Origin of the sequence: Streptomyces tubbatahanensis (assembly GCF_022699385.1) — a bacterium.
In the GTDB taxonomy this organism is placed as follows: Bacteria; Actinomycetota; Actinomycetes; order Streptomycetales; family Streptomycetaceae; genus Streptomyces; species Streptomyces diacarni.
In genome coordinates this window covers 3,885,642-3,897,766 of sequence record NZ_CP093846.1, presented here as the reverse complement: position 1 = coordinate 3,897,766, position 12,125 = coordinate 3,885,642, and the positions used below count along the sequence as shown (strand labels likewise).

Below are 12,125 nucleotides of genomic sequence, written 5' to 3'. Positions count from 1 at the left end.
CCGACAGCGGGAGCGGGTGCGGGTCAAGTCGAGCCGAACCGGCCCGAGGCGCGAGGCGCCGAGTTGTGCACAGCCCCCACTTCGAAGCGAATCCGGGGCTCTCTAGGTGTCGTCGTAGTAGTAGGGGCTGTGGAAACCGTGGAAAAGCCCGTCTGCGCAGCTCAGAGCCGGAATTTTGTCCACCGCGCCTGTGGGTGGACCCGTGGATGAAGGGGCCTTCGCTGTGGACGCCGAAAAGTTCCCCACAACCCGCCCACAGGCAGAGGGGGTTTCCCCACAGCGGCGCCCACAGATTTACCCACCTTTCCCACAGCCCAATCCTCGGCCTCGATGTGACGGCTTTCACTCGGACCGGTGAGTGGGCGCGTTGCGTTGCCGAACAGTGGACAGTTCTGTGGAGAAGTGGCTGTTCACTGGGGAAAAGCGGCCTCATCCTGTGGGCGGGCGGTGGACAAGTCGCCGGGCCGCCGACGACCGGTGCGGCCCTCCACAGCTGTGGACAGCGGCCGCCCACAAATACACAGGGGGATGACCTCGGCGAATACTCTCCCACGGGGCCGGTTGTGGACGCCCTTGGGACAACGGCGAGGGTCCCCAGGGTGTGGACGCGGTGAACCGGCCACAACTGTGGACCGAGCCCCTCAACACCCCGCGAATCGAACAGCGAAGGGCCCCCGGGGAGAACTCCCCGGGGGCCCTGTGTGCCTGCGCGCCGCTCGTCAGCCGTCCGCGAGCCGTCCGTGAGCTGGTCGTGAGCTGGTCGTCAGCCGTTCTTGATGCGGTTGGTCAGCTCCGTGACCTGGTTGTAGATGGAGCGCCGCTCCGCCATCAGCGCGCGGATCTTCCGGTCGGCGTGCATCACCGTGGTGTGGTCGCGGCCGCCGAACTGTCCCCCGATCTTCGGCAGCGACAGATCCGTCAGCTCCCTGCACAGGTACATGGCGATCTGGCGCGCCGTCACCAGCACGCGGCTGCGCGAGGAACCGCACAGGTCGTCCACCGTCAGCCCGAAGTAGTCGGCGGTGGCCGCCATGATGGCCGGCGCCGTGATCTCCGGAGTGGCGTCCTCGCCGCCGGGGATCAGGTCCTTGAGCACGATCTCCGTCAGCCCGAGGTCGACCGGCTGCCGGTTCAGGCTCGCGAAGGCCGTCACCCGGATCAGCGCGCCCTCCAGCTCGCGGATGTTGCGCGAGATGCGGGAAGCGATGAACTCCAGCACCTCGGGCGGTGCGTTGAGCTGCTCCTGCACCGCCTTCTTGCGGAGGATCGCGATGCGCGTCTCCAGCTCGGGCGGCTGGACGTCGGTGATCAGCCCCCACTCGAAGCGGTTGCGCAGCCGGTCCTCCAGTGTCTCCAGCGCCTTGGGCGGCCGGTCGCTGGAGAGCACGATCTGCTTGTTGGCGTTGTGCAGGGTGTTGAAGGTGTGGAAGAACTCCTCCTGCGTCGACTCCTTGTCCGCCAGGAACTGGACGTCGTCGACGAGCAGGATGTCCATGTCGCGGTAGCGCTTGCGGAACGCGTCCGCCTTGCCGTCGCGGATGGAGTTGATGAACTCGTTGGTGAACTCCTCCGAGCTGACGTACCGCACCCGCGTGCCCGGGTACAGGCTGCGCGCGTAGTGCCCGATCGCGTGCAGCAGGTGCGTCTTGCCGAGGCCTGACTCGCCGTAGATGAACAGCGGGTTGTAGGCCTTGGCCGGAGCCTCCGCCACGGCGACGGCCGCGGCGTGTGCGAAGCGGTTCGAGGCCCCGATCACGAAGGTGTCGAAGAGGTACTTCGGGTTCAGCCGTGCCGTCGGCTCCCCCGGCCCGGTCGCGGGCGCGGGCTGCGCGGCCAGCGGACCCGGGGCGCCGCTGGGCGCGGGCAGCTGGGACGGGCTGTCGTAGTGCGGGGCGGGCGGCCGCCCCTGCGGCGGCACCTGCGGCCGGGGCCGCTGCTGGTGCTGCGGCTGCGGCTGTTGCGGCGGCTGGTGCTGGTGCTGGTGCTGGGGTTCGTAGGCGTCGTACGACTGCTGGTCGTAGCTCGGCTGGTCGTAGGACTGCTGCTCGTACGTCTGCGGCTCGTAGCCCTGTGGCTCGTACCCCTGCTGCCGGTGGTCGTAGTGCTGGGGCCGCTGGCGCTGCGGGGGGTAGGGGTCGCGCCGCTGCTGCCACGAGGACGGTCCGGGCGCGTGCCCCGGGCCGTGCGGGTACTCGGGGTACGCGGAACGGGCCCCCGGGATCTCCCGGCTCTCGTACTGCTCGCGGCCCTCGTACTGCTCGTAGCGTTCCGGCTGCTCGTAGCGCTCGGTCTGATCGAACCGCTCGGTCTGCTCGAACCGGTCCTGCTGGTCGTAGCGGTCCTGCGGCTCGTAGCGGTCCTGCGGGGCCTGCGGGGCCTGCGGCTCGTGGGCGGCCGGTGCGGACGGGGGGCCTGGCTGCGGGCCGCCGTGTGGGGGCCCGCCCTGCTGGGGCCCGCCCTGCTGGGGACCGCCCTGCTGGGGACCGCCCTGCTGGGGCCCGCCTTGCTGGGGACCGCGCTCGTCGCGCTGGTCGTAGCCCTCGTACGTCTCGCGCGGTGGGTAGCTCTCGTACGCCGGTTCGTAGGCGGGCTCCCGCTGCGCGGACTGGGGCTGCTGCTCGGGGGCCGGCGTGGGCGACGGGATCGAGGCGGCTGCCGGCGCCGCAGGGGGCGCGGGAGAGGCGGCCTGCGGCATCGGTCCCGTCACGGTGATCGCCAGGCGGATCGGCTGCCGGCACTCCCGGCTCAGCGCTTCGGTGATCGCCGGAGCGAGCCGGCCCTCCAGGACCTGCTTCGCGTACTCGTTCGGTACGCCCAGCAGTGCGGTGCCCGAGACCAGCACGAGGGGCTGGCAGTCCTGCAGCCACCGCTGGTCCTTCGCCTCGACGCTGCTCCCTTCGCGTCCCTCGCGCAGAAGCTGTTCCAGCACCCGTGGCCACACTGCGGCAAGATCGGCAGGTAGGTCAGCCACAGGGCACGCTCTCTCACTCGCTGGGTGACGGGTCACTCGCTGGGTGACGGTCGTCGTCAGGTGACCGACCAGGTCCCTCGCATGTGTGGTTCCGGGGACGGTCGGGAAGAAAAGGAAGTTCGGCCACGGTAGTCACGCGGACCTGCCCCGTTCAAGTCGTTGTCCACAGGCTGTGCACGAGTGCCGTACGTGTGCCGTACGCGTGCGGGTAAGTGGGCGCGGGCCGGGCGCGGTGCGGGACGGAGAGGGCGCGGCCGGGCCGCGGGTCCGCGTGCGGGACCCGGGTGCCCCGTCGGCGCGGGTTTGACCGGATGGCGTAAGCGCGCGTACCGTAACCAGGTCGAGTGTCGACGGCTGCTGCCGCCTGCCTCCGATGGGCAAGATCGCAGGGTTCGCCCGACCGATCATGAAGCGGTGCACACTCGGGCGTTGCGAGCTACTCGTGGGCGCACGGTGACAGCCAGTCGACTCCCCACACCCTGTCCTGCGGTGTCCGTGGGACACGAAGCATCCCTGGAGCCCCCGAGTGAGCAAGCGCACCTTCCAGCCGAACAACCGCCGCCGCGCGAAGACCCACGGCTTCCGGCTGCGCATGCGGACCCGCGCCGGCCGCGCGATCGTCGCGAACCGCCGCAGCAAGGGTCGCGCCCGCCTGTCGGCCTGAGCAGCCTGACCACAGGTCCATGACGTGCTGCCTACCGAGAACCGGCTGAGGCGGCGCGAGGACTTCGCGACCGCGGTACGCCGAGGACGCCGGGCCGGACGCCCGCTCCTCGTCGTCCATCTACGCAGTCGAACGGACCCGCACGCGTCGGAGGGGGAGGTCCCTCCGACGCGTGCGGGTTTCGTCGTGAGCAAGGCCGTCGGCAACGCCGTCGTTCGTAACCGTGTGAAGCGGCGTCTGCGCCCTCTGATGCGCGAACGTCTGTGCAAGCTGCCCGCAGGTAGCCTGGTTGTCGTACGGGCGCTGCCCGGCGCGGGAGAGGCGGACCACGCTCAGCTGGTCCGTGATCTGGACGCCGCGCTGCGGAAGCTGCTCAAAGGGTCCCCTCGCTCTGCCGACTCGGGGGACAGCCCCCGCGATCCCGGCCGCGAACCGGGAGGGAGAGCGCCGTGAAGTACCCGCTGCTGTGGTTGATCAAGCTGTACCAGTGGACGATCAGTCCGATGCTCGGCCCCGTGTGCCGGTACTACCCGTCGTGCTCCCACTACGGCTACACGGCCATCCACCGCCATGGCGCCGTGAAGGGGACGGCACTGACGGCCTGGCGCATCCTGCGCTGCAACCCGTGGTCGCCCGGTGGCGTCGACCATGTCCCCGCCCGGAAGCACCCGGTATGGCACCAGCGGATCCGCTCCCGCTGGCAGCAGCACCGGACCCAGTCCAACGCCCAAGGAGCCTGATTCGTGGACACGATCCTGAGTCCTCTCTATACCGCTGTCTCCTGGATCATTGTCCAGTTCCATTCGCTGTTCGGCCTGGTCTTCGACCCGGACAGCGGCTGGGCCTGGGGTCTGTCCATCTTCTTCCTGGTGGTTTTGATCCGGATCTGTCTGATCCCGCTCTTCGTGAAGCAGATCAAGTCGACCCGGAACATGCAGGCGCTCCAGCCGAAGATGAAGGCGATCCAGGAGCGCTACAAGAGCGACAAGCAGCGCCAGAGCGAAGAGATGATGAAGCTCTACAAGGAGACGGGCACCAACCCGCTCTCCAGCTGCCTGCCGATCCTCGCGCAGTCGCCGTTCTTCATCGCCCTCTTCCGGGTGCTCAGCCACATCGCGGACAACAAGCCGGTGGGCGTGCTCAACGCCGAGCAGGTCGACAGCGCCCGTAGCGCGAAGATCTTCGGTGCCCCGATCGCCGCGAAGTTCATGGACGGCGCCGACCAGGTCAGCGACCTGGCCGCGTCCCTCGTCGACGTCCGCGTCGTCACGGTCATCATGATCGTCCTGATGTCGGCGTCGCAGTTCTACACGCAGCGCCAGCTGATGACCAAGAACGTCGACCTGACGGTGAAGACGCCGTTCATGCAGCAGCAGAAGATGCTGATGTACGTCTTCCCCGTCATGTTCGCCGTCTTCGGTATCAACTTCCCCGTCGGTGTCCTCATCTACTGGCTGACCACCAACGTGTGGACGATGTGCCAGCAGCTCTTCGTGATCAAGCGCAACCCCACGCCCGGCTCGCGCGCCTACACGGAGCGCCAGGAGCGGCTGCGGGCCGCCGGCAAGCTGAAGGAGGACCCGAAGGAGGTCGAGGCCCGCGAGGCCGCCGAGGCCGCCAGGTCCCGCCGTCAGCAGCCCAAGCGCCAGACGAAGGCACAGCGGCAGGGCGGCCCTCTCGCCGCGGGTTCCAAGCAGGGCGGCGCCTCCTCGGCCACCGCGTCGCTGGAGAAGGACGAGTCCGACTCCGCTGAGAAGGCCGACTCCACGCAGAAGTCCGGCGCCGCCGGCGGTTCGGCCACCGGCAAGGGCGGCCAGAAGAGCGCAGGCCAGAAGAGCGCAGGCCAGAAGAGCTCGGGCCAGAAGGCGTCGGGTAAGCAGCAGGGCGGCGCCAAGCAGAGCGGTCAAAAGCAGGGCGGTGGCCAGGCCAAGTCGGGTCAGAAGAAGACCGGGCAGCAGCGCAAGGGCCCCCAGCGTCCCAAGCACCCCTCCAAGAAGTGAGCACCGAAGGAGTCCCCGCCGTGACGGACACGACCGCCCCCGAGAGCACGGAAGCTCCCGAGAGCACGGACGCGACCGGCCTCGAGAGCACCGAAGCCGAGACCGACAGCCTGACCCGTCTGGAACAGGAGGGTGAGATCGCGGCCGACTACCTCGAGGGCGTGCTCGACATCGCCGACCTGGACGGCGACATCGACATGGACGTCGAGGCCGACCGCGCCGTGGTCTCGATCGTCGGCGAGGGCAGCTCGCGCGACCTGCAGAAGCTGGTCGGCAAGGACGGTGAGGTGCTGGAGGCCCTGCAGGAGCTGACGCGCCTGGCCGTGCACCGTGAGACGGGCGACCGCAGCAGGCTGATGCTGGACGTCGCCGGCTTCCGCGCCCGCAAGCGCGAGGAGCTGGCTGAGCTGGGCGAGCAGGCGGCCAAGGAGGCCAAGGGCTCGGGCGAGCCGGTGAAGCTGCGTCCGATGACCCCGTTCGAGCGCAAGGTCGTCCACGACGCGGTGAAGGCCGCCGGGCTGCGCAGCGAGTCCGAGGGCGAGGAGCCGCAGCGCTGCGTGGTCGTCCTCCCGTGACCGGGTACGCGGGGGAGCCGCAGGAGCACACGGCGGAATTGCCGCCCGCTCCCGAGGCGGCGCACAAGGCGTTCGGGGACAGCCTGCCCGCCGTGCGGCGGTACGCCGAACTGCTGGCGGACGCCGGGGTGCGGCGGGGCCTGCTCGGTCCGCGCGAGGTGCCGCGGCTGTGGGAACGGCACCTGCTCAACTGCGTGGTGCTCTCCGAGGCGGTACCCGAGGGCGTCTCCGTCTGCGACGTCGGCTCGGGCGCCGGGCTGCCGGGGATTCCGCTGGCGCTCGTGCGCCCGGACCTGGAGATCACGCTGCTGGAACCGCTGCTGCGGCGGACGACCTTCCTGCAGGAGGTCGTCGAACTGCTGGGGCTGGACCACGTGACGGTGCGGCGTGGGCGGGCTGAGGAGATGCTGGGCACGCTGACGCCGGTGCACGTGGTGACCGCGCGCGCGGTCGCACCGCTGGACCGGCTGGCCGGCTGGGGCGTGCCGCTGCTGCGCCCCTACGGCGAGATGGTGGCCCTCAAGGGCGACACCGCCGAGGAGGAGGTCCGCACGGCGCGCGACGCGCTGCACAAGCTGGGGGTCGTGGAGACCACGGTGGAGCAGATCGGCCGCGGTGTGGTGGACCCCCTCTCGACGGTGGTGCGGGCCCGGGTCGGCGAGAGTCCGGGCGGTGTCCGCTTCGCCGCCAGGCGGGCCAAGGCCGAGAAGGCGGCCCGCCGCGCGGCACGCGGCGGCCGACGCGGCCGCTGAGCCCCCGGCCGGGCCGCACAACGGCCCGGCCGTCGCGGTCCGGCCACACCGCCGCTCCGGCCCCTCGTGCTCCGGCCGTCGTGGCGGGCTCCCAAGGCGCCACAGCCGTATGCACGCCGATGCGGCCCCGAGCACGCACTGCGGCCCCGAGCACGCACTGCGGCTCTGAGCACGCACTGCGACCTCAGAAATCACTGTGGCTCCGGAATCGCTGCGGCCCGGGGAGCCCTGCGGGCCACGGGAGCCACCGCGGTCGTGGTCGGCGCTGAAACGCTGATTCGGTTACGCGGTTACTCCATAAAAACGCTTACGACACCGTGGCGCGGAGTGTCGCGGCGGCACCCGTCAGGGCCGCGTGCATCGTGTTTCACGTGAAACGCCGCTCTCTGTTGCACGGAATCATCAACCGAGGCCGCGCCGCCGCCGGTGCGCGCGGCCGGACCGCACCCACTCCTCAGCCCCGCTCCGACGTGGATTCGTCCACAACTGAGTGGGGCTCGCTGGTTCGCGACACCGAAAGCATGGGAGGCTCTGTCCATAGCGAGCCTGATGGTGAGGAGAGTGAACCGTTGCGGTCCGACGCCAACATCGCGGGACCGATGGCCGACCCGGTCCCCGGTCCCCGGACAGAGTCAGGGGATACCAGCGCGGGCGGGGGCGCTCCCCGCGGTGACGCGGCACGTGAAACGCCACCGCCCATGGATGACACCCCCATTGGCCGCGCCGCCCAGCAGGCGGTCGAGGCGATGAACAGAGCCGGGGAGGGTCTGCCGCGGCCGGCCCAGACCCGGGTCATGGTGGTCGCCAACCAGAAGGGCGGGGTCGGCAAGACCACGACGACCGTGAACCTCGCCGCCTCGCTGGCCCTGCACGGAGCCCGCGTTCTGGTGGTCGACCTCGACCCGCAGGGCAACGCGTCGACAGCGCTGGGCGTGGATCACCACGCCGAAGTGCCCTCGATCTACGACGTCTTGGTGGAGAGCAAGCCGCTCTCCGAGGTCGTCCAGCCGGTACCGGACGTGGAGGGGCTCTTCTGCGCGCCGGCGACCATCGATCTCGCCGGTGCGGAGATCGAGCTCGTGTCGCTGGTCGCGCGGGAGAGCCGCCTTCAGCGGGCCATCGAGGCGTACGAGCAGCCGCTCGACTACATCCTCATCGACTGTCCGCCCTCCCTCGGTCTGCTGACGGTCAACGCCCTCGTGGCCGGTGCGGAGGTGCTGATCCCCATTCAGTGCGAGTACTACGCGCTGGAGGGGTTGGGCCAACTGCTGCGCAACGTGGAGTTGGTGAGGGGGCATCTGAACCCGCGGCTGCACATCTCCACGATCATTCTGACGATGTACGACGGCCGCACCCGGCTGGCGTCCCAGGTGGCGGAGGAGGTGCGCGGGCACTTCGGTAAGGAGGTGCTGCGTACCAACATCCCGCGTTCGGTGCGTATTTCGGAGGCCCCGAGCTACGGCCAGACGGTGCTGACCTACGATCCGGGCTCCAGCGGTTCGCTCTCCTACCTGGAGGCGGCGCGGGAGATCGCGCTGCGGGACCCGCACGTCGAGCAGGCCCAGCAGGCGCAGGAAGCGCAACAGGCGCAGGACGCCCAGCAGACCTACCAGGGTCCACCGGCGCAGCCCGCGGTGCCGTTCCAGGCGCCACAGCAGCAACCACTCGGGCAGCCACCAGCACAACCACACCAGGCACAGCAGCACGGCAGCATGGCGGAGGGGCAGTGAGCGAGCGACGTAGGGGCCTGGGGCGGGGGCTCGGTGCGCTGATTCCGGCGGCTCCGACGAGCACGGAGACCGCCGAGTCGTCGGAACCGGGTTCCGAGCGGCAGTCGCCGAGCGTCACGGGTGGCTCCACCTCTCCGACCGCGGTTCCGTTGCTCTCAGCGGAGCAGGGTTCGCGCGGGGTGGCGGCCGCGAAGGTCGCCGCGCTCTCCCAGCGGGAGAGCGACGAGTGGGTTTCACGTGAAACGCCACCCGCTGACTCCGCCGAGGACGGCGCCGCCACCGCGGAGGAAGCCTCCACTGAGGCGCAGGCGGCGGCCGGAGCGGTGGACGGTGCGTTCTTCGCCGAAGTGCCGCTCGACGCGATCACGCCCAACCCGCGGCAGCCCCGTGAGGTCTTCGACGAGGACGCCCTCGCCGAACTGGTCACCTCCATCAAGGAGGTGGGTCTTCTCCAGCCGGTGGTGGTGCGTGAGCTGGAGGCCGGCAGCTTCGAGCTCATCATGGGTGAGCGCCGCTGGCGCGCCTGCCGTGAGGCGGGGCTGGAGCAGATTCCGGCCATCGTCCGGGCCACCGAGGACGAGAAGCTCCTCCTGGACGCGCTGCTGGAGAACCTGCACAGGGCGCAGCTGAATCCGCTGGAAGAGGCGGCCGCCTACGACCAGCTCCTCAAGGACTTCGAGTGCACCCACGACGAGCTCGCCGGGCGGATCGGCCGCTCCCGCTCGCAGGTGACCAACACGCTGCGGCTGCTGCGGCTCTCCCCGGCGGTGCAGCGCCGGGTGGCGGCGGGCGTGCTGTCCGCCGGGCACGCACGCGCCCTGCTGTCGGTGGAGGACGGTGAGGATCAGGACAAGCTCGCTCACCGCATCGTGGCCGAGGGCCTGTCGGTGCGGGCGGTCGAGGAGATCGTCACGCTGATGAGTGGCGCGCCCAAGGGGCGGGCGAAGCCGAAGGGGCCCCGGGCCGGTGCCCGGGTATCCCCCGCGCTGAACCAGCTGGCGGGCCGCCTCTCCGACCGCTTCGAGACCAGGGTGAAGGTCGACCTGGGTCAGAAGAAGGGCAAGATCGTCGTGGAGTTCGCCTCCATGGAGGATCTGGACCGCATCCTGGGGCAGTTCGCTCCCGGGGAGGGCCGGGTGCTCCAGCAGAAGCTCGAGGAGGGCGACGGCGGCCAGGGCGACGAGGAGCCGGAGGACGGCGAGCGGGCCGACGGGGATTCCGTGTAGGCACCGCACCGGTCGGCGCCGGTCGGTTTCGGGCCGACCATCGCACCAGTCACAACAGCAGAAACCTGCCGACGAGCTGTCGCCCCATGGCTACGATGTCTGCCATGGGGCGACAGCTCGTTCCGCTCACGCTGGACAATCTCACGGACCTGCCGGAGCGCTGCCGTGCCTGCGCCTTCTGGGAGCTGGGCCCGGTCAGCGACGAGGAGACGGCCGGCTCTGGACGCCCGGACCGGGAGAAGGAGGCCTGGATCTCGGCGGTGCTGCTGGAGTGGGGCTCCTGCGGCCGGGTCGTCTACGTCGACGAGCTGCCGGTCGGCTACGTGCTCTACGCGCCGCCCGCTTACGTGCCGCGCTCCTTCGCCTTCCCCACGAGTCCGGTCTCCCCCGACGCCGTGCAGCTGATGACGGCGTATCTGCGTCCCGAGTTCCAGGGGCAGGGGATCGGCCGGGTGATCGTGCAGACGGTGGCGAAGGATCTGCTACGGCGCGGCTTCAAGGCGATAGAGGCGTTCGGGGACACGCAGTGGAGGGAGCCGGCCTGTCTGCTGCCCGCCGATCACCTGCTGGCCGTCGGCTTCAAGACCGTCCGGACGCATCCGCGCTTTCCCCGGCTGCGGCTGGAGCTGCGCTCGACGGTCTCCTGGCGACAGGACATGGAAAGGGCGCTGGACCAGCTGCTGGGCAAGGTGCACAGCAAGGAGCCGGCGCTCCGGCCACTGTAGGGAGCGAGCCGGGAAACGAGCAGGGGCGCGGTTTCACGTGAAACCGCGCCCCTACAGCGTCTCCTCCGGAGGCGAGTGGCCCTCAGCCGATGAAGTCGGCGAGGTCCTTCTCGATGGCGCCCTTCGGCTTGGCACCGACGATCGTCTTGACGACCTCGCCGCCCTGGTAGACGTTCATGGTCGGGATCGACATGATGCCGTACTTCGCGGCGACGCCCGGGTTCTCGTCGATGTTCAGCTTGACGACGGTGAGCTTGTCGGCGTGCTCGGAGGCGATGGCCTCCAGGGACGGGGCGATCTGACGGCACGGACCGCACCAGGCCGCCCAGAAGTCGACCAGCACGGGCTTGTCGCTCTTGAGGACGACGTCGTCGAAGTCTGCGTCGGTCGCGGTCACGGTGGCACCGGCCATGGTGCTTCTCCTCGGGGTGTGGGGTCTGCTGGTGGGGTGGGATGGGAGCTGGCGGAAGGGGACGGCCGGCGGCCGGCCCGGTCAGACGGCGGCGGCTGTCTTCTCCGGCTCGGCGGTCTCCTCGGCGTCCACGTCGGTGAGCGCCGCGAGGAAGCGCTCGGCGTCCAAGGCGGCCGAGCAGCCGGTGCCCGCCGCGGTGATGGCCTGCCGGTAGGTGTGGTCCACCACGTCGCCCGCCGCGAAGACGCCGGGCACGTTGGTGCGGGTGGAGGGAGCGTCCACCTTGAGGTAGCCGTCCTCGTCCAGGGTGAGCACGTCCGTGAACAGCTCCACGCGCGGGTCGTGCCCGATGGCGACGAACAGGCCCGTCACGTCCAGCTCGCGGGTCTCGCCGTTCTCGGTGTCGCGCAGCGTCAGCCCGGACAGCTTGCCGTCCTTGCTGTGGATCTCGGCCACCTCGCTGTTCCAGGCGAAGGAGATCTTCGGGTCGGCGAAGGCGCGCTCCTGCATCGCCTTCGAGGCCCGGAGGGTGTCCCGGCGGTGGACGATGGTGACCGACGCCGCGAAGCGGGAGAGGAAGGTCGCCTCCTCCATGGCCGTGTCGCCGCCGCCGACCACGACGATGTGCTGCTCACGGAAGAAGAAGCCGTCGCAGGTGGCGCAGTAGGAGACGCCGCGGCCTGACAGCTCCTCCTCCAGCGGGAGACCCAGCGTGCGGTGCTGCGAACCGGTGGAGACGATCACCGTACGGGCGCGGTGGACGGTGCCGGTGGAGTCCGTGACGGTCTTGACCGGCCCCGACAGGTCGACGGCCGTGACATCGTCCGGGACCAGCTCGGCGCCGAAACGCTCCGCCTGGGCCCGCATGTTGTCCATGAGCTCCGGGCCCACGATGCCTTCCTGGAAGCCGGGGAAGTTCTCGACCTCGGTGGTGTTCATCAGGGCGCCGCCCGCCGTGACGGAACCCTCGAACACCAGCGGCTTCAGCGACGCGCGGGCGGTGTAGAGCGCTGCCGTGTATCCGGCCGGGCCCGAGCCGATGATGATGACGTTACGGACGTCGCTCACGG

Annotated in this window: 12 protein-coding genes; 9 read left to right on the top strand and 3 right to left on the bottom strand. The window is 70.1% G+C overall.

The genetic code is table 11. From position 1 onward, the window contains the following. Positions 1-763: 763 nt before the first annotated feature. Complete coding sequence (gene dnaA, locus MMF93_RS16705) at positions 764-2,695, bottom strand: chromosomal replication initiator protein DnaA (RefSeq protein ID WP_242757610.1); 1,932 nt, start codon at positions 2,693-2,695, stop codon at positions 764-766. An 802-nt stretch (positions 2,696-3,497) separates the two neighbouring features. On the opposite strand from dnaA, the gene rpmH reads away from it, so the two are divergent. From rpmH to MMF93_RS16660, 9 genes are all read left to right on the top strand, one after another. After that, a complete protein-coding gene (gene rpmH, locus MMF93_RS16700) occupies positions 3,498-3,635 on the top strand; it encodes a 50S ribosomal protein L34 (RefSeq protein WP_016906158.1) in 138 nt (45 codons plus the stop codon). A gap of 24 nt (positions 3,636-3,659) precedes the next feature. Continuing rightward, positions 3,660-4,088: a ribonuclease P protein component gene (gene rnpA, locus MMF93_RS16695; RefSeq protein WP_242752400.1), complete on the top strand. Its 429-nt coding sequence runs from the start codon at positions 3,660-3,662 to the stop codon at positions 4,086-4,088. Continuing rightward, positions 4,085-4,375, top strand: coding sequence for a membrane protein insertion efficiency factor YidD (gene yidD, locus MMF93_RS16690; RefSeq protein WP_114016797.1), 291 nt, complete (start codon positions 4,085-4,087; stop codon positions 4,373-4,375). The genes rnpA and yidD overlap by 4 nt, the downstream gene beginning before the upstream one ends. 3 nt (positions 4,376-4,378) lie before the next feature. After that, positions 4,379-5,635 carry a membrane protein insertase YidC gene (yidC, locus tag MMF93_RS16685; protein ID WP_242752396.1) on the top strand — a complete coding sequence of 419 codons (1,257 nt, stop codon included), beginning with the start codon at positions 4,379-4,381 and terminating at the stop codon, positions 5,633-5,635. Positions 5,636-5,745: 110 nt separating this feature from the next. Continuing rightward, the gene (locus tag MMF93_RS16680) at positions 5,746-6,210 is read left to right on the top strand and encodes a Jag family protein (RefSeq protein WP_242757609.1); all 465 of its coding nucleotides are present in this window, start codon (positions 5,746-5,748) and stop codon (positions 6,208-6,210) included. Then, positions 6,207-6,962, top strand: a complete 756-nt coding sequence (gene rsmG / locus MMF93_RS16675; protein ID WP_242752394.1) for a 16S rRNA (guanine(527)-N(7))-methyltransferase RsmG — start codon at positions 6,207-6,209, stop codon at positions 6,960-6,962. Before MMF93_RS16680 ends, rsmG begins: the two co-directional genes overlap by 4 nt. A gap of 521 nt (positions 6,963-7,483) precedes the next feature. Then, positions 7,484-8,692, top strand: a complete 1,209-nt coding sequence (locus MMF93_RS16670) for a ParA family protein (RefSeq protein ID WP_274709468.1) — start codon at positions 7,484-7,486, stop codon at positions 8,690-8,692. Next, a complete protein-coding gene (locus tag MMF93_RS16665) occupies positions 8,689-9,918 on the top strand; it encodes a ParB/RepB/Spo0J family partition protein (protein WP_242752388.1) in 1,230 nt (409 codons plus the stop codon). The genes MMF93_RS16670 and MMF93_RS16665 overlap by 4 nt, the downstream gene beginning before the upstream one ends. A gap of 104 nt (positions 9,919-10,022) precedes the next feature. Continuing rightward, entirely contained in the window at positions 10,023-10,643 is a 621-nt protein-coding gene (locus MMF93_RS16660) for a GNAT family N-acetyltransferase (protein ID WP_242752386.1), read from the top strand. Between the two features lie 82 nt (positions 10,644-10,725). On the opposite strand, the gene trxA is transcribed toward MMF93_RS16660, so the two are convergent. After that, a complete protein-coding gene (gene trxA / locus MMF93_RS16655; RefSeq protein ID WP_242752383.1) occupies positions 10,726-11,055 on the bottom strand; it encodes a thioredoxin in 330 nt (109 codons plus the stop codon). An 81-nt stretch (positions 11,056-11,136) separates the two neighbouring features. Then, a complete protein-coding gene (gene trxB / locus MMF93_RS16650; RefSeq protein WP_242752380.1) occupies positions 11,137-12,123 on the bottom strand; it encodes a thioredoxin-disulfide reductase in 987 nt (328 codons plus the stop codon). Positions 12,124-12,125: the final 2 nt, after the last annotated feature.

Coding starts and splice junctions, on each gene's coding strand:
- dnaA (WP_242757610.1), bottom strand. CDS start 2,695: ATGCCGCAGGCCGCCTCTCCCGCGCCCCCTGCGGCGCCGGCAGCCGCC.
- MMF93_RS16670 (WP_274709468.1), top strand. CDS start 7,484: ATGGGAGGCTCTGTCCATAGCGAGCCTGATGGTGAGGAGAGTGAACCG.
- MMF93_RS16660 (WP_242752386.1), top strand. CDS start 10,023: ATGGGGCGACAGCTCGTTCCGCTCACGCTGGACAATCTCACGGACCTG.
- trxA (WP_242752383.1), bottom strand. CDS start 11,055: ATGGCCGGTGCCACCGTGACCGCGACCGACGCAGACTTCGACGACGTC.